Here is a 23,672-nt window from a genome sequence, read left to right on the forward strand (position 1 = left end):
ACGCCGAGTTGAGGTTTTTGAAGTGGTGAGGCGTTCGCGGCGACCACGTGATTTCGGACGTTCTGCGACTAATTGATGGCCGAGGAATTCACTGCATCTTGCCCCTGTGGCTACCGGACTCCGTTGTTGACGACCGCGCCGCACCACCAGCCGGCAACGTGCGACGGTTGCAGCAGCATTGTCAATGCCAAACGTCCTAGCTTCCGGTTCGACTACGAAAACTGCCCAAATTGCAACTCGACCATTGAGTCACGGTGTTTCTGGGGTGGCGGGTGGTTTGTGACTGACCGGCCATCACGTATTCGCTGCCCCCGTTGCCACGACAACATGCTAACTCTGCATTCGATCTCACACATGGATTTCGCGCCGTGCAATGAGATCCCGTCAGCTGGCGACATCATTCACTGTGAACTGCAAGCCAAAGGAAAAGTTTTCATTCCTGACACCTACACCGACTCTGCTATGATTTGGTTTCGCAAGACACCGCGACTCCCAATTGGCTCCCGTATTTCCTGCAGAGTATGCGACGTCAAAACACGGCCGCCAGCAGATCCCATTGTGAGAGATCGATACCATACCGCGATACGTGAACTGGAACTTGACGTGATTGTCCAACTAAACGCCGGGTAACCAGTAAGGATTTGACTTCGCGAGCTTGCGAGCCGAAGTTCAAGTCCTCTGTTCAAGAAGCCCGATAACGCTCGCTCGGCCGCCTAAATCTCTCTTGGATTTTGCTTCGATGGCCCGGGCTCGTTCAAGACGTATCTGCCAGGTGCGATGCTCTTCGGCGGTTGCCATGCTGGTCTCGATACGGTGAGCCGGCGGCAGCGGATGTGCGTTTTGCCTGCCAAGGTGCGCTTCGGCACCACGTCTGCGCGAATTTGAACGCGATCAGCGCAGAGCGTCTCTGTTCGCCTCCCCGATGACGTTTGATTTTGTGTCTCCGATTTCCGTTGAACGTTCAATTGGCTCTCCTTTGAAACGCCGCCGGTGGAGGTCCACGAGGAAGTGGCATCGGGTCGAAGCTGACCGTCACCACACGCAGGTCACCACCACAGTGGGCACAGCGAGGCTCGCTGACGAGACGTTCCGGTTGTGGAGCATGCCCGCTGGCCAACCAGTACACCCAGCCCAGATGCATCCACACAAGGAGTTGCAGTTCATCCAGGCGGATCGCCGAATTGCTGCTCATCCAGCCATAGTGCCGCACTTTCTGGAATCCGCTGGGGAGAATGTGCTGCGCGAATCCCTCGACGAACTTGACACCTTTAACGTTCCGCTCGATCGTCCGCTTGGCCTTTGTGGGCGTGACGGTGTACGAGACCGAACTGTCGGTGACCGAGACGATCCGTTTGTCGCTGATCGCGACTCGATGGATGTAGGGCGCGAGGTAACGCAATGAGCCCCACGCATTTCCGACCGCTTCGATGTCCACCACGAAGTTCTTCTTCCACGCTTCGCGCGGCACCGAATCGTAAAGTCCACAGCGGCGAAGCTCGTCAGCCAACTTCGCTTTGTAGACCCGAACCAGGGTGCCGTGGCGAAACAGGAAGCCTTGCGGTGTGCTCTGCCAGCCGATCGCCGCGCCCTCCTCATCGACCTTCACTCCACCGCCGGGGATGATGTAGTGAATGTGCGGATGATAGACGAGCGGATCTCGCCCCCAAGTGTGCAGAACGCCGAAGTAACCGAGCTTGCATCCTTTCAGTGCTTTGGTTGCGGCACCGACGTCCCGAATGCTCTGTGCCGAAGCATCAAAGAGCGAACGATAGCCTTCACGTTGGTTCGCGCGCAGCACCAAGCCGACTTCACGGGGAACCGTGAAGGTGACGAAGAAGTGATGAACCGGTAGCAACCGCTTCTGATGCTTCTCGATCCAACGTTGCGACTTCTCGTGACCACAGGTGGCGCAGTGACGATTTCCGCAGCTCCGTCCCGTCCAATGCGTTTGGCCGCAGCCGTCGCATCGATACAGGACTCCGCCAAGGGCACCGGTTCGGCAAAACGGCAACAACGAGATCACGCGTGCAACCTGATACAGTGACTCGGGGAGCGGGTCGGGAAGCTTGGCGAGGTATGCCGGTCCATGCTTGGCGATGGCTTCGGCCAGCGTGGACACGTTTCGGCGACCGGTTTACTTCAGTCGTGCGGGACAGCCGAGCGCATCGGGATCATCGTCGTCCCCCGGCAACTTTCCGAACAGTCCGTCGATCGCTCCCCGCGCATTGGCCTCCGCATCTTCGGTCAGATGTAGATAAACGAGGGTCGTCTGCAGCGAGGAGTGCCCCATGTATTTCTGGATGACCTTCAGCCCAACTCCGGCTTCGAGCAGATGCGTTGCGTAAGAATGTCGCAACGTGTGGATCGTGATTTTCTTGCCGAAGTTGAGCTTCTTGGCGATCTGCTTCATCGCACCTTGGACGGTGGTTTCCGACATCGGACGCTCGGCCTTGCTCTTGCCATGGATGTCGAAGCAGTACCCGGGCGAAACGGCGGGGAAGATCCACGTGTCGTGATGATGGGTCAGCCAATAGGCACGCAGCAACTTCAGAGTTGATTCTGGCAGCGGGACGTAACGATCCTTTGCCCCTTTGCCGCGGTGGATGTGGGCAAAGCCGCGTTGGCTTTGCAGATCCGTCGTCTGCAGATGAAGCGCTTCGTTCAGCCTTAAGCCCATCGAATAAGCGGTCCAGAAATACGCGTAAATCCGCAAGGTGTTCGCCTGACCGATCAACTCGTGGGTTTGGCTGATGGTCAGGACTTCCGGCAGTGCGGTGATGTTTTGCAGTTTGAGCATGGAAAAGATGTCCCAGTCTCGCTTGCAGGTGCGGGTAAAAAAGAACTTCACTCCCGAGAGGGCGACACGCAGTGAACCGTAGGCGAAACCTCGGTCGTTCTTGAGGTGCAAGAAGAATTGGCGAACATGGTTCTCAGTGACTTGGTCGGGGGAGCACTTGGCGAAATCGGAGAGTTGCCGGATGGCACGGATGTATCCGTCGTGTGTCCGCTTGGCCATCCCGGAGAGTTGCAGGTCTTCGCTGAGTTTTTGACGAAGATCCTCGGGAAAGTAGGCCCCCAGAGCAGCAGACTTTTGCGAATTGCGGCGACGATTGTTAGACTTGGACATCGAAAGTTCCTTGTGGAAGGAGTGTGTGAAGCGGTTCACCGTGAACCGCTCCTTCCATCAAGGTCTCATACCCACCAAAATCCCGCCGCGAAGCGGCTTACTTGAACCACTCGATGGACACGAAGCCGCGGAGTCGAGTTTCTACAAGTGGATGATCGCTTGCCGCGGCCCGCTCATCGCAATCGTTTGCCAATAGCAGAGGGAGTCGAGCGAATTCACGCCAACCCGTACGATCCGGCAGCGTCGTCAGAAGATGATGACAATCGCAACTACTACAATGACGCAACGTTGACCCAGGTATTCCTTGACATACTGAAAATTGCCGGAGGCTTCGGGCTCGCGGTCGCCGTGATCACTACGAGTTGCCAGGCACTCATAAGATAGGCGGCGAACCAGACGATGTACGTGAGTCGACGAGTTGAGTTTGTTGAAGTGGTCAGTCGTTCGCGGCGACCCTCGTGATCGTTAACGTTACCCCAATCGAGTGCTGATACTGTGCGGCGGCTTCGATTTAGCCTTAAGACCATCTTGGCTGTGACGGCCATCGCTGCAGTTTCATGCTATTCCTATCGCGAATATCAACATCATCTCGAACGTGTCCGGCTCCGACAGCTTCGCGACGGGTTCCTTCGGTGGTCTGAATCAACTGATCGAAGCGACAGAAAGATCCATTCGTACTTCCACCTAAATTCTGCGGTTGAACTGAGCATCGTGACGAATCCTGGGACGCGCAACGGATTTCTGGTGGCGAATACTCCAATGGCGGTTCGGCCTGGCCAGACACCGGGGTTGATCTTCTCGCCTACACTGAGCGGACCGGATCAAAATCGTTTCTACGTTCTGCCATCGAAAAAGTGGGTCAATACCGCAGAGGAGGTGATTGACGAGTGGGATGCGTGGCATCGCGCCAACTACTAAGATGGGGTAACCAATAAAGATCTGACATCGCGTGAATGACGAGCGGTGACTCTTTCTTTTCCCTGTTCGAAGCTGAAGGGGGAGCGTCCACTCCAGCGGACGAGCCGATGCTCAAGTTCGCTGTTCAAGAAGGCCGGAGTCGGCGGAAAGGCCGCTTGGGATTTGCTTTGATTGGCACGGTAGTTCACTGATCGTGATTGGGCTGATTCATTCCACTGACCAACCAGTACGTCCAGTCGCTCCGCGAAAAATGCATTCGTGTGATTCGTGTTATTCGTGGACAAACTCTCCTCCACCGATACCGTGAATGCCATCGCCTGACATCCCAGCCGCGGTCGGCACGCTCAAAGAACGCGAACCGGAATTCATCCAACCTCTGTTTCCTGAGGATTCCCCCTGATGCCACGGTTCGAGAGGTTGCTGACGTTCTTGCTGGAAGGGTCTCACGCAAAGTCGCCAAGCCGCAAAGAGTTGAACCCGCTCCTTTGCGGCTTGGCGTCTTTGCGTGATTGTTGTCTCTCTTGGTCCGCAGTCGATTCGGTTGAATGAGACATGCCGACGCCTAAAATGACGACTGTAAAGTGATTGCTGGATACAGCGGGATCGTTGGATCGAATTTGGCTGGCGGACGATGTGCCATAGGCCCAGAGACACAGCGGGTCGACACCCTGCTCCGGCTTCCTACGATTCCGGTTGGCCTGGAGACCGATTGTGCCGGCCTTCCAGGCCTCAGGGGTTCCTTTCATTCGCTACCGGTGGCTGACGCCACCGGCAGGCACTGTGCCAGCCCTTCGGGCTTCATCGCCGCTGTCTAGCGGAAACAAAACAAAGCCAGACACTCCGAATCCTCCTGGATTGTTCTGATTGTGTACATTAGACAACAGCGGCGTTGGCTCGGGCTGTCGTCACGGCCGATCGTCGCGATCCATGTGGTGCACCGACCTTGAACTTGATCGAACTGCTTTCCGCTTCGACGGTTGACCTGCGGTGATGGTAGGCCGGCGTTGCATGAGACTCCGGGCCGCAAGGCTGACGCCAGCTTCTTGAATCCACTGGCCGCAGGTCGTCAGCGTTTTGGTGCGGCAGTCGTCTTGATCTCTTGTGGCCCATCGTTTGATCCGCAGGCGCATGACTCCCCCGTTACTTGCGTCGTGTGGTCCGAGGGTGTATTTACTTTGACTCAAAGACGAATCCGAACGAACGCACGACGCGGCGATCCTGGGGAGTCGAGCGCCCGCGGAGATTGGAAGTGCACCCATGAGATCAAGACGTGGCTTGCCAACACCACGCCGATGAACTGCGGCCAGGGGATTCGGAAGCGGACGGATCGGAGAAGAGGGAAGCGATCGCAGCAAGCGCGGGGGCGGGACCTCGCTGCGACCCCGTCCGGGCAACGCTGTGAAGCATTTTTTAGCGGTAGGGCGCGAGCCCTCCGGTGTTTCGGGAACGATGAGGGACCGGAGGACTTGCAACCTGCCGCTAACACCTCGTCAAACGCAGGGAATCAATGCTTCGCTGCGCCCCCGTCCGGGGTCGTGGAGAGGAGTAGGGGCGTGTTCCGGAGTTGGCGCTGCGCTGACCTCCGGCTAATGGCTGTGATCTCTCCGAGTTCAAAGCACGACTCCCGCCATTCGTGTCGTGTGGTCGATGCCCGGAAGACAGACACAGTGTCTGCCGGCGGTGAGACGGCTTGTTGATTGAGTGGTCGTGAGCCGGTGGGCACCACGTCAGCGGATCACTGACGCGGGGCCGATCGCTTCTCGCTGATCTTGTAATGAAGCGTCAGTACTGGGAGCCCCAGAAATCGGATCGCATGCTCACACCGAACGGTCTGCTCTTGATCGACGAACAACTCAAACCGCTCATGAAGTGTTTGCACACGCCAGACCCGCAATCGTTCGGCACCCGACCGCTGCATGCGGTAGAAGCCGGCGTCACCGAAACGCCGCCCCGCCGAAACAAGACGCATGCCATCTGATGTGTCATGTTCCGGTCGCAGGATGACGGTGGCGTTTCCGTTGGGCATCGGAAAGACGACCTTCACGCAAGCACCCTCGACCTGTGGCACCTTCTGTGTCATATAGAACCCTGTGTAAATCACTTGGTCACCGCGAGCGAGTTTACGAAACCACCCCGTGTAGCGGATCTCGCCGTCTGGCTTGCGTAGCAAGATGATCTCGCTCGTCATTCCATAGGCGGTATCGAGACCATTGAGTGGAAAGTTCAGTTGATCGACGCGGCGGCTAATCGTCGCGACGAGAAGCCACAGCGCGATTCGCGCCGGGAAGTAGGTCGTCGCCCAGGTATCCAGCGCATAGCGGTGTGTGTTTTCGTAGAAATCACGAATCCTTGAATGCACTCGCTCGGGCGCGAAGGTTGCACTCCGCAATGCTTCGAAATCCGGGATCAATCCGCCTTCGCTGGCATCACGAATGAGAGTCAATCCCTCGGCCGCAGCCGTCTCCTCGTACGGACGATCGCCGATCGATTTTCCGCCGAGCGGACCGATGAGCCACGCGATTTCGTCGGGTGAGTAGCGGCGACCAAAACTCCAGATCAGGGCGTAAATGATCCAAGCTCCGACAGTACCGACTATCTTTCGCAGCATACATGTCTCCGGAACATGGAGTTGTCGTCACCTTACAGGGCATGCAAAACCGGCCATTGGCGCCGGCCCCATGGCGTTTGCCGCCGAAGGTCGATCCAACTGATCTCGGACGCTCGATCTGAAAAGGGTGTGGGGTGCTAGACCGTCCACTCGTATCCTAACCCAGGTTGCAACCTGCAGGGGTGAACTCTGGCAGGTTGGGGGCAGCGTGACATGGTCGCTAAAACGTGAATGCAGCCCTAATCGCATTTATTTGCCTTTGGTTCACTCTGGCGTTCTTGTTGTTCCTACTTGCACCGTATGAACTGCAGTTGCGTGGCGCTCGCTCCTCGAGCTTTCACTGGCTCGGTCTTCCAATCCGGCGCGCAAGACTCGACATCGAATACGAGAACATTCGCGTGCAATTGCTCGATAACGAGGACTATCGGGCGTGCGACATTGATGGCGACATGCTTGTGCTAACGCTGAACTTGCTGCGAGTGACTGTCTTGCGTGCGCAACGCGGTAGCGAGCTAATCTTTCGATTTCCAATTGGACTCGTTGCATTTTTTGTCGTGTTTGGCTGGGCAAGCATCACGATATCGTCTCAGTTTCCAGCAGAAGGTTTATTGGAGTGGGCAGCTGTCACCTTTCTCGTGTGCTTCATGACGGGACTTCCGCTACTTGTGTGGCGTCTTCTGCACACAGTCGCGGTCGAGGAATCGACGACGATGCTCAATGACATTTCGAGACTCACTCGCGAGTCTTCGTCGACACGGCGATAGCCGCAAGGGACGCGAGGAACAGGATCGCGTCAAACCCTACTAGGAAGGAGCACCGATTGACGACGCAAGCGTGTTCCGGAGGTGTCGCTGCGCTGACCTCCGGCGACTCGCTACGATCCCTTGGGGGATGCGTTGTCAGGCCGTGCCGGGTCGGTCGAGCCGTTTGTCGACTCACCGACCGACGACTCGCCGCCGAGAGGCGGCGTTGAGAGGCGGCGTTGAGAGGCGGGGCATCCAAGCGGTTGAACCGGCTGGAAGCAGATCCCACCGGTTTGCGTCGCTAGACTTCCAGCGGTGTGGTGTCGGCGGCGGCGTGTTGGTCGGCGTTGATGCGGGTGATCAACTCTTGCAACACCCGCTCGGCGGCTTCGTGTTCGACCTGGCATGTGCCCGCGGCTTCATGACCACCGCCGCCGTATTGGTAACAAAGTTCACCGACGTCGGTGCGGCACGATCGGTCCAGGATCGATTTGCCGATCGTGAACACCGTGTTCTGTTGTTGTTTGCCCCACAGCACGTGGATCGAAATGTTGCACTGTGGGAAGACCGAATAGATCACGAATCGGTTGGTCGCGTAGATCGTTTCTTCATCACGCAGATCCAACACGACCAGGTTGTCATGGACCGTGGAACAGCGTTTGAGTTGCTCTTGGGCAAGCTCACGATGTTCCTCGTACAGTTCGACACGCTCGCGGACATCAGGCAACAGCAGGATGTCTTCGATATCCAGATCGCGGCAGCAGTCGATCAGGTCCATCATCAGCTGATAGTTGGAAACGCGGAAGCTGCGGAAGCGTCCCAGACCGGTGCGCGCATCCATCAGGAACGAAAGCAACGCCCAGCCTTGCGGGTCCTGGATTTCGTCGGCGGAGAACTTTGCCGCGTCGGCTTTGTCGACCGCTTCCATGATGGATTCGCTGATTTTCGGGAACCGTTCGCGGCCGCCGAAGTAGTCGTAGACAACGCGTGCGGCGGAATCGGCGCTGGTTGACAGCACGTAGTTGTCGGTTTGTTGGCCTTCGTTACGGATTTCTTCACTGCTGTGGTGATCGAAGCACAGGTGGCAACCCGGCACGTAAGGCAGGTTGGTCAGAATGTCATTTTCCGTCACCTCGATTTCGCCGTCTTGCATGTCCTTGGGATGAACGAATTTGATTTCGCCAAGGATGTCGAGTTCTTTCAGCAGCAACGCGCAGACGAGTCCGTCAAAGTCACTTCGGGTCAGCAAACGGTATCGTTGATTTGTGTTGGTCATGTGCCCACGTCCGAGACAGGTGTTGTTAGATATTTTCCCGCTGCGCGACAATCTTTGCACCTGGATCGGTGGCACAGCGACGGGAAAGTCTAGAACGTGAAACGGTCCGACAACGGCGAATTTAGGCAGGAAGGAATTGCAGCGGTTGCCTGGATCAATGCGGCGGGTTTCCCCTCACGACATTGCGTTGGTGAGCGACGCGACGCGGCTGATCAGCCCGGCGGCGTCGACGGGTTTGGCCATGAATTCGCTGCATCCGGCCGCGAGGGCATCATTGATTTCATCGCTGGTTGCGCCGGCGGTCAGCGCGATCACGGGCACGGTGTAGCCTTGGTCACGAATCTGTTGCGTCGCTTCGCGGCCATCGAGCTCGGGCATTTGCATGTCCATCAGCACGCAGGCGAACGGTTTGTTTTCCGCTTCGGCCTGGCGGACGGCTTTGACGGCTTCGGCGCCGTTGACGACTTCGACCACATCGGCGCCGGCGCGCGTCAGTAACCGGGTCGTCACCAGTCGGACGTCTCGGGCATCATCGGCGACCAGGACCCGGGCATTGATGCGTGGCAGATTGTTGATGTTGGTCCGACGTGGCTTCAAATCCTCCGCCGTCGGTTCGATCATCTCAGTCGACTCTTCCACCGGTAAACGCAACACGAACTCGCTGCCCTCGCCTTCGACGCTGGTCGCCGTGATGTCGCCGCCGAGCAAGTTTGCCAGTCGTTTGCTGATCACCAATCCCAGCCCGGTACCTTCGACGCCGACAATCTTGCGATCATGGACTTGGCTAAAGGTTTGGAACAATCGTTCGAGATTGCTTTCGGAAATACCGATGCCGGTGTCGATCACACGAAATTCGATGACATTCGGTTCTTGGGCATCCATGGAAACCACCACCCGCACGCTGCCTTCGGGCGTGAATTTGAGCGCGTTGCCGATCAGATTGACCAGGATCTGTTCCACGCGTGAGCGATCACTGCGCAGCCGACTTGGCAAAGCGCCGTCAAACTCGATCGTCAGCGGGACACCCGAGGATGCGCTACGGTGCCGCATCAATTCGTTGATGTCGGCCAGCATGGGGACCAATTTGAATCGCGACCGCCGGACTTCCAGCTTGCCGGCTTCGACCTTGGAAAGATCCAGGATGTCGTTGATGATCCGCAGCAGGAAGCGGCCGTTGCGGATCACGGTTTCCAGGTTATCCGGATCGACGTCGTTGCCCTCGCGGATGTCACGCAGCGACAGATCGGCAAAGCCAAGGATCGCGGACATCGGCGAGCGGATTTCGTGACTCATGTTGGTCAGAAACTGGCTTTTAGCCTGACTCGCTTCTTCGGCCGCGATGCGGGCGGCTTCGAGATAGGATTCGGTTTCTTTTCGGCCGGTCACATCGGTCATGTAGACCGCCGCACCGCTTTCGACGGGAAACACTCGGGCGTCATACCAGCGGTTCAACCGCCGCGAGTAATATTCGGTGGTTTCGGCCCGCTGCGATTGTCGGACGCGTTCGATGGCAGCCAACAGCGGCGGATCGACCTGGTCGCCGAACAGGGTGGTGAAGCTGCGGTCGAGCAAGCCCGATGGCTGTCCGGCAAAGTCCAATGCAGCCTGATTGGCGACCTGGATCATACCCTGTTCGTCGAAACTGATGAACGGATCTTGGCTCTTTTCGATCACTTCGGTGATGATCGCCCGCGATGCGGCAAGCTTTTGTTCGGTCAGTTTTCGATCGGTGATATCTTCGATCAACGAGATACAACATTCGACGGCGTCGTCGACATCGCGACGAATCGAAGTGGTCAATTGCGCCCAGATCGTCTGGCCGTCTTTGCGAATGTAGCGTTTTTCGATCGAGTACCCGGGAATCTCACCGCGTTTCATCTGCATGAACAACAACAGGTCTTTGTCCAAATCCTCGGGATGCGTCAGATCCTGGAACGTCATTGTTTTCAGTTCATCGCGACCGTAGCCAAAGATCTGGGAGAGCTTTTCGTTGGCCCTCAGCCACTGGCCCTCCAATCCGACGTGGGCGATTCCGATGGCGGCGTTTTCGAAGGTGCTTCGATATTCGAGCTCGCTCTGCTTCAGCGACTGACTCGCTTCGACCATGTCGGTCACATCACTTTGCACGCCGACGTAGTGCGTCAATTGGCCGTCGGCATCAAAGATCGGCGTGATCACCAACTCGTTATAAAACTGCGTGTTATCGCGACGATAATTCAAGAGCGTGACACGGCAGCTTTCCTGCTTTGCGATCGCGTCGCGGATCTTCTGGATATCGGCCGGATCGGTCTTGGGGCCTTGTAAGAATCGGCAATTGCGACCGACGACATCCTGGGGGTCAAATCCGGTCAGTTGCCCGAACCCTTGATTGGCGTAAGCGATCGGCATATCGTCCTTTTGCGCGTCGACGATCAAAATGCCGTTACTGGCCGCATCGATGGCCCGCGTCCGCAGACGCAACTGCGCCTTGGCTTTTTGCATCGCTGTGACGTCGTACAGCGTGATCGCCGCCGACGAGACGCGTTCATATTCATCCAGGACGGGCGTGACGCGAATCTGCAGGAAAACTTGTTTGTCCTGAATCTTGGTCGAAATCTCTTTTGCGGCGACATCGCCGTGGCGGACCAGCTCGCGGATCAGCGTCTCGCAAACGTCGCAGATCTCCGTCGGCAAGGCGTCGCAGAGTTCGACGTTTCGCGAAACATCCAATTCGTAGCCGAACAACCGTGTCGCCCCGCGATTCCAGCTGGTGACCCGCGAATTGAGTTCAACACCGATGATCGCATCGGTGCTGTCCTGAACAATCGAGGTCAGTTTGCGAAGCTTGTCGGCGGTTTCTTTGACGGTTCGCAGGTTCGTCATCGTCATCACCACGCCGCTGCGTTCGCGGTAGGGTGAGACCCGCAATAGAATCGGATCGTCCCGCCGGTCGATGGTTTCGAGCTCGATCGTTTTGTGTTCGCGGCTGACCTGCTGCACCAATTCGATCAGATCGACGTCCTCCAAGGCGTGGGCGTAATCGGCCAGTCGTTCACCCTCGGCATCCTTGCGGCGGATCAACAAGATATCAGCGGCCGCCGGTGTGACGCGGCGAATGTTCAAATCATTGTCGACCAGGACAATGCCCACGTCGCTTTCCAACATGACCGTTTCCAGGTCACGTGTGGTTTCGGTCAGTAGCTGCAAGCGTCGACTGCTTTCGGCGTTGGTGGTATGCAGTTCTTCGTTGACGCTGTGCAGTTCTTCGTTGGTGCTTTGCAATTCCTCGTTGCTGCTGGTCAACTCCTCATTGCTGGACTGCAGTTCTTCATTGGTCGTTTCGACTTCTTCAATCGTCGCTTGCAGGTTCTCTCGAGTGAATTCCAGTTCCATTTCCAGCATGCGAATGCGCTCGGCGTTGAGCGCCAAGGCGTCTGCATCGGCGGACGTTGAATCCGCCGGGGGTGCCGAATCCGTCGTGGTCGACAACGGGTCTGGTTGCGCGGGAACGGGAGCGGCAAGCGGTCGGTGAGCCGGTTCGCCAGCCGAAACAAGCCCAGTGGAAGGCTGTGCGTTGATGCTGCCGAAGTTGATCAGATAGTGTGTTTCGGATTGGGTGGGATGGTGAAACGCACTGATCCGGATGTCGATGGGATCGCTGTGGACCATCGCTCGCTCGGAGATCACCGACAATTGATCGACCTTCATGCGTTCGATTGCCAGAGCGACGGGAAGCCGCAGCGACTCGATCAGGATGTCGTCGACGGTGCCGGTCAAGCGTCCCGGTCGCGGGGTAGTCCATCGCGACAAGTCACCAAAAATCTGCAGCGGTCGCAGATCGTCGTCGACCAGGATCCCCGGCGGCGCGTATTGTTCCAAGATGCGATCGTAAGACGCCACCAACGCGGACGAGGGCGCGCGGGATGAATGTGGGCGACGCGACAGGTTGGCGCTGTGCAGCGGGCGTTTCCGCAATTTCAGGTCGAGCGGTAAGCGTGAGTCACGGTCCTTTTGAAAGATCCGCCAATGTTTGTCGAGGATCGAAAAGTCTTCGACCAAGTCACCGGGGGTTTCGCTCGGTCCTAGCCACATCACCCCACGCGCCTTGAGCGCGTGGGCGAACATGTTCAGCACGCGTCGTTGGGCGTCATCGACCAAGTAGATCAACAGGTTGCGACAGGTGACCAGATCCATGCCGGTGAAGGGTGCATCTTGCAACACATCGTGCCGCGCGAACACGATCGAGTTGCGAACGTTTTTGCAGATCTCAAACCCGTCGGCGACGCGCACCAAATACTTTTCGCGGAACTCCGGCGGGATCTCCGTCAGCGATTCGGTGGGAAAATGTCCTCGCTGGGCAAACCGAATCGCATCGGGGTGCAGGTCGGTGGCAAAGATCTTGATCCCCAGCGGGATGCCTGACTTTTCGCATTCGTGATGAATCAACATCGCGACGCTATAGGCCTCTTGACCGGTCGCACAGCCGGCGACCCAGGCTCGGAATTCGTCGCCGCTGGATTTCGCCGCGACGGCCGGCCGGATGCAACGATGGGCCAACCGCTGATAACCGTCGGGGTCGCGAAAGAACCGGGTGACCCCGATCATCAAGTCATCGGCCAATCGCGATAGCTCGGCCGGGTCGCTGTCGAGCCGTTGGATATAACGGTCCAGTTGATCGATTTTGGACAGCAGCATCCGCCGCGACAGCCGCCGCGTGAAGGTGCCGATCTTGTATTGTTCAAAATCGACGCCGCAGGCTTGTTCCAACCGCTGGTAGACGGATTCCAGGTCATTGCGTTCGATGTAGGGCGAACAATGCGAGATGACATCTTCGATCGAAACGCCAGCCAGAAACGACACGAGGGCTTCGGCGAGTTCCACCACCGGGGCGACCACGTGGACCGCTTCGGTCTTCATCGCGTTGAGCGGCATGCTGTTGAATTGAGCGCTGTCTTCGTCTTGTGACAGCACCAACCCGCCGGCGCGATTGACGCCCACGATTCCCTCGCTACCGTCGCTGCCGGTGCCCGAAAGAACCACCACCGCAATTTTTCGATCGTTCTGTTCGGCCAGGGAGCGAAAGAATTTGTCGATCGGCAGATTCAACTCACCGTCGCCTTCTCGGTCGCGAAGTTGCAGTTGTCCGTCTTGCAGGACGACGTGTTTGGCCGGGGGCAGCAGGTACACGGTATTCGGTTCGGGTTCGACCGCGTCGGACAATTGCACCGTGGCCATCTTGGTGCGGCGGCCCAGCAATTCGCTCATGTGGCTCTGGTAGTCCGGCGACAAATGCTGGACGACCACGAAGGCGGCGCCGGTGTCGACCGGCAATTGCTCGAAAAAGGTTTCCAGCGCGGTCAACCCTCCCGCCGATGCCCCCAGACCCACGATCGGGACCGCGCATTGGGTGAGATTGCTTTGGAGTTCCAAATCTTGAGGCGCTTCGCTGGAATCCATCGGGGGGCTTGCTTGAGGTGGCGACCGGTCGTCGGGCTTGCCATCGAAACCGACGGGCATTGATTCGCTGATAGCATTTCCGATCGGTCGGACGCGAACACGACATCGCCGGCACAAATCGGCGTGCCTGTCCTCGGAAAAGAGCTTCTGGGTGAAAAGCTTTTCAAGTTTATGGAGGCTGACAACCCCTGTCAATTTGCGCCACCCCGTCCCTATGCGAGGCTCCCGTCCACCCGCCGGCCGGTGGGATTGGATCTCAGCCTTCGCCTTCGGATGGTTCAAAATCGATCATCGATTTGGGCGGCAGCGCGACGCGAAGGGCATTGAGCACGGCGGCGACATCGATGATTTCCTGGCAAATCGCGCCGGCGACCGGTGACAGGTATCCGGCGGCGGCCAACATCATCCCCACGATGCTCAGCGCCATGCCCCCGATCGCGCTCTGCAGTGCGATTCGTCGCATCCGCCGGCTGATGTGCAGGAACTCGTCGATCTTTTGCAGCGAGCTGTCCAGCACCACGACGTCGGCCGCTTCGGTCGTGACGTCGCTGTTTTGGCCGAAGGCGATGCCCACCGTTGCCGCCATCAAGGCGGGCGCATCGTTGATCCCGTCGCCGACAAAGATGGAATTCGCCTTGGCCGTCTCGGCGTTGACGATCTCCAGTTTCTGTTCCGGACTTTGGCTGAAATACACGTCTTCAATGCCGACTTGTTCGGCCAGATACCGGACCTCCGATTCGCGGTCCCCGGACACCATCATCGTCCGCCGGATGGAATGCCGGGGTCCCAAATGTTGGATGAACGACGCGCCGTCGCGTCGCGGGGTGTCACGGAATTGATAGGTCGCGGCATACTCATCCTCGACCAGAATCACGCATTCCAATCCGCCCGCCTGCGGTGGCAACTGGGTCCGCAACTCAGGCTGCTGGGCCAGTAGCTTTTTGCGGCTGGTGACTTCGATATTTCGCCCGCCCACGATGCCGCGCAGCCCCTTGCCGGGCGGCTCGCTGATTTCCGACACACTTTGCGGGGCGAGGTTGGCCTCGCCGGCGGCGGCAACAATGGCCTGGGCCAGTGGATGCTTTGAAAATCGTTCCAAGCTGCCGACGAGACTCAAGATTTCTTGATCGCGACTTTCATCGGCACAAATCCGCTGGACTAGCTTCGGTTCGCCGTAGGTCAGCGTCCCGGTCTTGTCAAAGATCAGCGTTCGGCAGGTGTCGGCCATCTCCAGTGACGATGGGTCGCGCACGATGATCGCGCGGCGTGCGGCCAGCGAGATCGAACCGATGATCGCGACCGGAATGCCGATCAACAGCGGGCACGGTGTGGCGACCACCATCACCGCCAAGAATCGCACCGGGTTGCCGGTTCCGACCCAGGCCGCCACTCCGATGGCGACGGCCAACGGGGTGTACCAGGCTCCCAACTTGTCGGCCAATCGGCGCATCTTGGGCTTTTGCGTTTCAGATGCCTCCATCACCTCCATGATCTTGGCGTAGCGTGAATCGACCGCCAATTTTTCGGCCCGGATGATCAGCGCCGATTCGCCGTTGATCGCCCCGGACAGCACCGCCGAACCCGGCGTCTTGGACATCATGTAGGGTTCACCAGTCAGGTACGACTCGTCCATCACCCCGTGCCCTTCGATCACCTTCCCGTCGACCGGACAGATCTCGTGTGGAAAGACGGCGACGATATCATCGATCGCCAACTCGTCCAACGCGATGTCTTCGACGACCGCGCCCTTTTTTCGGTGTGCCACCGAAGGCATGCGTTGACTGAGAGCCCGCAGGACCGACGAGGCACTCCGCACCGCATAGGCCTCCAACGCCTCGCCGCCGGAAAGCATCAACACGACCAGCGATCCCGCCAAGTATTCCTCCAGCAGCACCGAGGTCACGATCGATATCCCGGCCAACAGGTCCGATCCGAACTCCCGCCGCAACATCTTCAACAACAAATCCCAAACCAGCGGGATACCTCCGAACACCAGCACCGCCACCAGCGGCAGGCTCGTCACGGTTTGTGAACTGGTCGTGCCGAAACGCAGGACCAAATGCAGCGTGATCATCGCGATCGCAAACACCGCGATCAAGGTTTCCAACGACCTCCAGGTCGGCGCGGCCTGCTTGGCTTCGGTCGTCGATGACACGGATCTTCCTTTGGAGCGACGTCAAAGTTCGGAGCAAGGAAAAAGAGCAACTGGCATACCAAGCCGACCGAATATTGTTCGAACATGCAAAACAGTTACCGTGTCTAGCGACGAGCACCGTCCGATCGCGGAAAGGGGCGCGGGTTAAGCCACATGCCACCTACAGCTTGTGCCTGCGACGGTCCGGCACAGGGTCAAATCCGCTCACCTCAACCAACCCTTTCGCCAAAAGACTGCGGTCAAGGTGGTTGCGGTCCCCGCCATCAAGGCCAAGGCAAAGAAGTAGCCGAACGTCCAATTCAGTTCGGGCATGTTCCAAGTCGATGCCGACGGATTGAAGTTCATCCCGTACAGGCCGGCGATGAAACTCAGCGGCATGAACAACGTGGCGATGATCGTCAAAAACTTCATCACCTGGTTCATCCGATTGCCGACCACCGTTAAATAGAAATCCCGCAAATCGGAACAGAGTTCGCGATCGGTCTCGATCACATCCATGATCTGAATGATGTGATCGTAGCAATCGCGCAAATACAAATCGGTTTCATCGGAGATCAGATCCCCGGAATCTCGAATCAGTGCGTTGATTGCGTCACGCAGCGGCCAGATTGTTCGCCGCAGTGAAAGCAACTCGCTGCGCAATTGGTGCACCTCGCTGATCAGGTTTCGATCGGCACCCACCGAGATCTGACTATCCAACACGTCAAGGTTTTCGCCGTGTTTTTCCAGGGCGGGAAAATAGTCATCGATCACCGAATCCAGCAGCGCGTAGAGCAGGTAGTCGGCACCGTAGGTTCGGATCTTGCCTTTGCCTGAGAGAATCCGCTGACGGACCGCGTCGAGACAAACGGCCTCGCGTTCGCGAAACGAAACGACAAAGTTGCGTCCTAGAAACATCGCGATTTGCGCGGACCCGTGTGAATCGTCATGTGGAAGCGCGCGGGCGATCATGAACAGATGATTGCCGTACAGTTCAACCTTTGGCCGCTGGTGAACGTTGACCACGTCTTCCAGTGCGAGGTGATGCAGTCCGAACAGATCACCCACCCGCATCACCACGTCCGCATCTCCCAAACCATCCACATCGACCCACGTCACGACGGAATCGTTGACCAGCCCGGCAATGCGTTTCAGATCATCGATCTCATGTTCCGTCACATCCGTTGGACCATAGGTAACCAGCCGAATGATCGGTGGGGGCGCATCGGGATTCGGCACCACCGCCCCGGGCGGCGTTCCGGGCCGCGTCTGACGTCGAAACCGCCTTTTGGATCGTTTCGGAACAGAAGAAGAGGGACGGTGCGCCATGGTCGGAATCTGCAATCAATGGTGTCAGGCGCCGAGGCGTTTTTGGAATCGCAACACGCTGAGGATCAGAACGACCGCGCCGCAGATCGTCAATCCGACAACCCAGGGAACCAGATCGATGAAATCGGCACCCCGTAAAACGACGCCCCGAAGAATCTCGATAAAGTAAGTCGCTGGAATCCCGAACGTGATCAAGTAGATCGGCAGCGGCATTTCGCTGCGCGGAAAAACGAAGCCCGATAGCAACACCGACGGCAACATGATCACAAACGCAAACTGCACCGCTTCCAATTGTGTCTTGGCAAGGGTGGACACCAGCAAGCCCAACCCCAGCGAGCAGACCATGAACAACATCGACAACGCCAACAGCAAGGAGACACTGCCGCGGATGTCGACGCCGAAGACATAGATCATCACGGCCAACACCGTCAGCAGCGCCACAAAACCGACCAGGGCGTATGGCAGCAGCTTGCCCAGCAAGAGTCCCGTCCGACCGACCGGCGTGACGAACAACTGTTCCAACGTCCCCAGTTCCCGCTCGCGTACCACGGCGAACGACGTCAGAAACAGCGTGACCAATTGCAGGATGATGCCGACCAATCCGGGAACGAAAAAATGCGAGCTTTCCAGGTCGGGGTTGTACAACATGCGTGTCCGCACATCGATCGGCAGCACTCCTTGCCCCGAGGCGTCTCGGGCCGGAGCGATTTGCAAGGCCTCGCCTTTGGCCTTCGCCATCTGAATCGACAGATTCAACCCCAACAGCTGCGCCGTACTCTGGGCGGTGGTCGCGACCTGTGAATCACTGCCGTCGATCAGAATTTGCAGACTCGCTTGTTCGCCCCGCAGCAACTGATCCACATAGCCCGGCGGAATTCGCACACCCACTTTCGCCCGCCCCGATGACATCGCCCGCTGAAACGCGTCTTCGTTCTGCACGTGTTCGATCAAACGAAAGCGACGGGTGTTGACCAACGCATCGACCAATTCGCGCGACTGCTGACGGCCGTCCATGTTGAAGACCACCGTGGGAATGTTTTCGATCTGAGTGTCGATCGCGTATCCGAAGATGATGGTCTGCATCACCGGGACGACCAACATGAAAAAGAGCGTGGTCGGCTGCCGGCGAATGTGCACGAATTCCTTGATCAACACCGCCCACAAACCGGCCATCGTCCCACGCTTGTCCGACCGGGGTCGGTGACGGACGGGTTCAGCGGAAGGTTCTTCCACCGACGGTGCCGACTCGATCGACGACACCTGTCCCTGATCCGACAGGTCGCCGTCTGAACGGATGCGACCAAGCTTTTCCGCATTGCGGGTCAGCGTCACAAAGACGTCTTCCAGACTGGGCGGAACCTCGCGAGTCGCCGCCGATGCGTCCATGCCCAATTGCCGCAAGACGTCTTCGGGGACGCGTGATTGATCTAAGAGCAGGTGGATCGTTTCGCCGAACAAGGTCGCGTCGCGGACCTCCGGCAACTGACGCAACGCCGCGAGGTGCTGGGCCGGAGCGGGCACCCGGATCTCGTAGCGACGCGAATCAGCCGGATTCACTTCCGGAAGCTGTTTGAGTTGCTCGGGTTTGCCGAGCACCAACAGCTCGGATTGATAGATGTAACCCACTTCGCTGCAGCGTTCGGCTTCATCCATGTAGTGCGTCGTGACAAACAACGTGACGCCTCGGCCGGACAGTTCGAACAACAAGTCCCACAGGTGCCGCCTGGCGACGGGATCGATGCCGGCGGTCGGTTCGTCCAGGAACAACACGTCGGGTTCGTGGATCAGCGAGCAAGCCAGCGCCAAACGCTGTTTCCAGCCGCCCGAGAGCGTCGCGGCCAACTGCGGCAAACGGTCGGACAACCCCGTCAATAGGAGCACGGCTTGGCGACGCTCGACCAGTCTTTGGCGATCGAGCCCGTAGATCCGACCATAGAAATCGATGTTCTCCTGGACCGACAAATCGCCATACAGGCTGAATTGTTGTGACATGTAACCGACCCGCGGTTTGATCTGTTCCGCATCGGTTCGCACATCCATCCCCAGCACACGCGCATCGCCACCGGTCGGCGGCAGAATCCCCAACAGCATCCGAATGATGGTCGATTTTCCGCTGCCGTTGGGACCGAGTAAGCCGAAGATCGAACCCTGATGCACCTGGAAACTGACATCGCGCACGGCCACCAGCGGCCCAAACGAGCGAGACAGACCGCGGACATCAATGATCGGCCCCGTCATCGATTCGCACCGAGTTCATCCAGCCAAACGTCGACGATCATTCCCGGCCGCAACAGGTCATCTTGATCGTCGATCCCCACCTTGATGCGAAACACCTGTTTTGATCGTTCCTCGGGGGTCTGCACATTACTGGGCGTGAATTCGGCTTGCCGAGCGACGAACGTCACCACGCCCTCAAAGGTTCGGTCGGGATGGCTGTCGATGCTCAACCGCAGGCGCTGGCCGACGTTCACGACGCGGGTTTGTGGAACGTAGCTGCGTACCCAGAGCTCGTTTCGATCCAGCATCGATAGCACCGGCGCTCCCGGTGCGACCATGTCACCGGGCTGCAGATCCAACGCCTCGATCCGACCATCGATGGGGCTTTTGACACGCAGTTCTTCTTTCTGTCGCCGGATCGCCTGCAACGCCGCTTCGGCCGCATCACGCGACGCCTTCGCTTGCTCGATTTCTTCCTGGCGGTAACCGCGCTGCATCAATTGCCACGCCTGACGGGCTTCCTCGACGCTCGCCGCCGCACCACGCAATTCTTCTTCGCGCGTTCCCGCCAGTAGCAGTTCCAATTCTTGTTGGCGGACGACCAGGTTCGCCGACGCGGCTTCCAACGCTTCTCGAGCGGCGTCCATTTCCTGCTGCGACGTCGCGTTGGATCCGGCAAGTTTGGAGAGTCGTTCATAACCTTGCGTCGCGAGTCTCTTTTCCGCTTCGGCCAGTGCCTGCCGTCCCCGCGCCGCTTCGATCTCTTGTGGCCTCGGTCCGGCAACCAGCAGATCCAATCGAGCTTGCAGCTGGTCGAACTTAGCTTTCGCTTGTGCAATTTCCTCGTCTCGGAATCCGGCCAGAGTTTGTTGGTACTGCGATTGGCGAACAGCGAGCGACAACTCAAGTTCCTTTTCCCGTTCCAACAGATCATAGGGCTCAAATTCCACCAACACGTCTCCGGCAGCGACTTCCTGGCCCTCTTGGACATGGACCATTGCAATGCGCCCGCCCACGCGCGAGCCGAGTCGAATCTCGTCGGCCTCGATCATTCCCGAAACCCGTGGCGGATCGGGATTCCACTTGCTGTAGAACACCAGTGCCAGCAGAACGCCGACGGCCGCTGTCAGGGGAATGAACCGAGTGAGCATGTTGAAAGAATCTACAGGGGATCGGTGAAAGCCTAGTGCCGCGACGTTAAGCGTGGTTTCCTCGAATTGCGGCCCGTCGGCTCGCGCCAAAAGGCTGATATTCACTTGTCATCAGGTGATTCTCCACTGGTTTCTGATGGACGTGTGTCCGAATCGGCATCGGATTTGGGCCGCACCAGCCAAATGCCGGTATCGATCAATTTGGCAAGTTCGACGGCTTCGATCGTCTGCTCCACCTGCCGAAGTGTATCGATCGCCCCGATCGCTTGCTTACTGAGTGATGTGAGGCGAAGGACGCGGGGCGGCTTGAGTCCCTTGACGAAATAACAAGCTTGCTTTTCGAGCGCGGGAACGATGCGCGTCTTCTTGTCATCGCCCTGCCGCAATTCGATTCTTGGTCCGCACCGGTAGGCTTCAGCGACATCATCCGGCAAGTCGACGTCCGACGATTCGTCAGCGGTTTCGTCGACGCGGCGCCCTTCCATTGCGACTTCATGTTCCAGCGCGGTGACCAGGTCGCGAAACGCTTTTTCGGCCGGTCGGATCAGCTGCTGCATCCGCGTTTGTGCATTTTTGACTTCGTTCAACTTGGCCAATGGAACCGCCTGGCGTCCTTGTCTGGCCGACGAAATCACGGACAGGACCGTTGAATTCCAGCGACCGGTGATCCCGTTGAAACTGGTTTCCAATTGCCGGATGCGTTCCAAGCAGGCATGAACCCTTCCCAGCTGGAACTCTTTCTGAGCGTCGGAGATCGACGAGGCGAACGAGGCGACTCCGGGTAATCCGCCGATCACCACGCCACCGGGCAAACCGCGAACGGCGCCCCCGGTCAGGCTCGCCGTCCGTTGGATCGCACCGATCACGTTGGAAAAATGTGCGGCTTCAAGCTGGACCAATCCACGCTTCGACATCGGCTGCGAAAACACTCCTGTAAGAATAACACGCGACGGGACCCCGCGACCTTGATTCTATGGTTTTGTCGCGGCCAAGGTTTGGGATCGTCCGCGGAAAGGGGACGCTGTGAAGCGTTTTTTCGCGGTAGGCCGCGAGCGCAATACCTCTAAATCGACAAGGTTTTGACCAGCGATGGGCCCGTAGGCTCGCGCCAAACGGCTGATCATCAATTGATATCAGCCGGTTCGCGCCAGCGCGAGCGGCGTCCCTCAATGTCGATTGAGCGGTATTGGGCTTGCGCCCTGCCGCGAACACCTCGTCAAACGCAGGGGATCAATGCTTCACAGCGTTGCCGCTCCGGGCCACACACCGAGGAGGCGAACACGTTTTCCGCGCTGCGTGTCGGGCGTTGGCTGATTCAAATCGCGTCACTCGTGTAAGTGGGTTGAATACTACCCAAAGGGTGACTACGGTGTTTCTCTCTGTAAAGACCCCGAGTCTTTCAACGAGCTGATTACTTAAATGGGGAGCACAAAGAACGATGAACCAGACGAGACTGATTCACTGTTGCGTATTGATTTTGATGGCGTGCGGTGTGGCGCTGCCGCTGGCCGCTCAAGAGCCCGCCGAGGGACCGAAGCCGCCGGCCCTGGTTGAACGGGACAAACCCGTTAAAGTCCTGGAAGGACCGGATACCGAGGATGTGACACAGTGGGACTGCACGGTCTATCAGGTGTGCGTTTGCTACGATCCAGAATCGGGTGATGAGTATGAATGTGGGTTGGATGAATTTGGGGGTCAGGGTAGCAGCGAGAGTGCGGCCTGCAGCAATGCCAAAGCCGCCTGCGAAGCCGACAACCGATGTGACTACGGCACGCCGCACTGTTGCTACCCGGCGACGACGAACACGTCGGATCCCTGTTATGACTATCCGCCGGCGTCGATCGAAGAACCCGGTTTGGTGAAGCAGACGAACGGAAAACTCGTCACGAAACGGTACCACAACATCACGTTCACCGAGTTTCTGTATCCCGAGGCGCCGAAGCGTTATGAGTTCTCCGGCGTTGGTGAATCATCGGGACGTCGGGTGACGTTAGGATCGTTCACGCGCGAAGACGCGTGGAGTCGATTCTTGAAATTGATTGGCCGAGACGGCGGATTGCGAGCGGGCAGTTTGCAGTTTCGGGAAGTCCCGCGTTGGATTTATAAGTGCTACGTTCGTGTTCAATCTCGGCAGGGTAACACGATTTACAACCAAGAACTGCAACACAGCGGCACTTCCAAAGAAACAGCGGTGGTCGGAGCGGTCGATTTGGCTCGACAGCTTGAACTTTATCTGGTGGCCAGGGAACACACAGAGATTGAGATCTTGCCGTCGGTCCGCTGCGTGACGTTGCTCAACACGCAACGCAATGCGTGTACCGAAAGCGTGTCCTGCCGTTTCCGCTGCACGACAAATGAAGAGTCCATGACGATCGAGACGGCACGTTACGGACGTGACCGCAACGCAGCCTGCGCGGCGGCCGAAACGGCGGCGATCAGCTTGGCCGATGATTACGGCGGGATCTCCTCCGGCGAAACCCTCGACGCCGAGTCGCCGAGCGGGAAACGAGACTGTACCGATTGTGGCGATTCCGTTTCAAAGCCCGATACCGCTAAATCGATGGAGTTTTGACCAGCGGAGGGCCCGTAGGCTGGCGCCAAACGGCTGATTATCAATTGACATCAGTCGGTTCGCGCCAGCGCGAGAGGCGCCCATCAATGTCGATTTAGCAGTATGGCGCGAGCCTACCGGCTCAACCCGAAGCGACGATGTGTCACTTGGCGGCCTTGTCC

Annotated in this window: 12 protein-coding genes; 2 read left to right on the forward strand and 10 right to left on the reverse strand. The window is 58.1% G+C overall.

Annotated elements, in window-relative coordinates; genetic code table 11:
* Positions 1-961: 961 nt before the first annotated feature.
* Together TBK1r_RS37440 and TBK1r_RS37445 are read right to left on the reverse strand one after the other, a co-directional pair.
* Positions 962-2,119 carry an IS91 family transposase gene (locus tag TBK1r_RS37440; RefSeq protein ID WP_145207619.1) on the reverse strand — a complete coding sequence of 386 codons (1,158 nt, stop codon included), beginning with the start codon at positions 2,117-2,119 and terminating at the stop codon, positions 962-964.
* A 15-nt stretch (positions 2,120-2,134) separates the two neighbouring features.
* Complete coding sequence (locus TBK1r_RS37445; RefSeq protein ID WP_145221498.1) at positions 2,135-3,127, reverse strand: site-specific integrase; 993 nt, start codon at positions 3,125-3,127, stop codon at positions 2,135-2,137.
* A 759-nt stretch (positions 3,128-3,886) separates the two neighbouring features.
* Between TBK1r_RS37445 and TBK1r_RS39405 the strand changes: the two genes are divergently transcribed.
* Positions 3,887-4,045 carry a hypothetical protein gene (locus TBK1r_RS39405; protein ID WP_419580774.1) on the forward strand — a complete coding sequence of 53 codons (159 nt, stop codon included), beginning with the start codon at positions 3,887-3,889 and terminating at the stop codon, positions 4,043-4,045.
* Positions 4,046-5,780: 1,735 nt separating this feature from the next.
* Here TBK1r_RS39405 and TBK1r_RS37450 read toward each other — a convergent pair.
* From TBK1r_RS37450 to TBK1r_RS37485, 8 genes are all read right to left on the reverse strand, one after another.
* On the reverse strand, positions 5,781-6,653 hold the full coding sequence (locus tag TBK1r_RS37450; RefSeq protein WP_145221527.1) for a hypothetical protein: 873 nt from the start codon (positions 6,651-6,653) through the stop codon (positions 5,781-5,783).
* 1,044 nt (positions 6,654-7,697) lie between these two features.
* Positions 7,698-8,672 (reverse strand): exopolyphosphatase, encoded by a 975-nt coding sequence (locus TBK1r_RS37455; RefSeq protein WP_145221530.1) that lies wholly within the window; start codon positions 8,670-8,672, stop codon positions 7,698-7,700.
* Between the two features lie 174 nt (positions 8,673-8,846).
* Positions 8,847-14,108, reverse strand: a complete 5,262-nt coding sequence (locus TBK1r_RS37460; RefSeq protein ID WP_145221534.1) for a PAS domain S-box protein — start codon at positions 14,106-14,108, stop codon at positions 8,847-8,849.
* A 256-nt stretch (positions 14,109-14,364) separates the two neighbouring features.
* On the reverse strand, positions 14,365-16,182 hold the full coding sequence (locus tag TBK1r_RS37465) for a heavy metal translocating P-type ATPase (protein WP_145223389.1): 1,818 nt from the start codon (positions 16,180-16,182) through the stop codon (positions 14,365-14,367).
* 285 nt (positions 16,183-16,467) lie between these two features.
* Positions 16,468-17,481, reverse strand: a complete 1,014-nt coding sequence (gene corA, locus TBK1r_RS37470; protein ID WP_419580775.1) for a magnesium/cobalt transporter CorA — start codon at positions 17,479-17,481, stop codon at positions 16,468-16,470.
* Between the two features lie 114 nt (positions 17,482-17,595).
* Entirely contained in the window at positions 17,596-19,809 is a 2,214-nt protein-coding gene (locus tag TBK1r_RS37475; RefSeq protein ID WP_145221540.1) for an ABC transporter permease, read from the reverse strand.
* A complete protein-coding gene (locus TBK1r_RS37480) occupies positions 19,806-20,939 on the reverse strand; it encodes an HlyD family secretion protein (protein ID WP_145221543.1) in 1,134 nt (377 codons plus the stop codon). Before TBK1r_RS37480 ends, TBK1r_RS37475 begins: the two co-directional genes overlap by 4 nt.
* 101 nt (positions 20,940-21,040) lie before the next feature.
* On the reverse strand, positions 21,041-21,853 hold the full coding sequence (locus TBK1r_RS37485) for a hypothetical protein (RefSeq protein ID WP_419580776.1): 813 nt from the start codon (positions 21,851-21,853) through the stop codon (positions 21,041-21,043).
* Positions 21,854-22,377: 524 nt separating this feature from the next.
* Here TBK1r_RS37485 and TBK1r_RS37490 point away from each other — a divergent pair.
* On the forward strand, positions 22,378-23,511 hold the full coding sequence (locus tag TBK1r_RS37490; RefSeq protein ID WP_145221545.1) for a hypothetical protein: 1,134 nt from the start codon (positions 22,378-22,380) through the stop codon (positions 23,509-23,511).
* Positions 23,512-23,672: the final 161 nt, after the last annotated feature.

This window comes from Stieleria magnilauensis, assembly GCA_007753675.1.
GTDB classification, from domain to species: Bacteria; Planctomycetota; Planctomycetia; order Pirellulales; family Pirellulaceae; genus Stieleria; species Stieleria magnilauensis.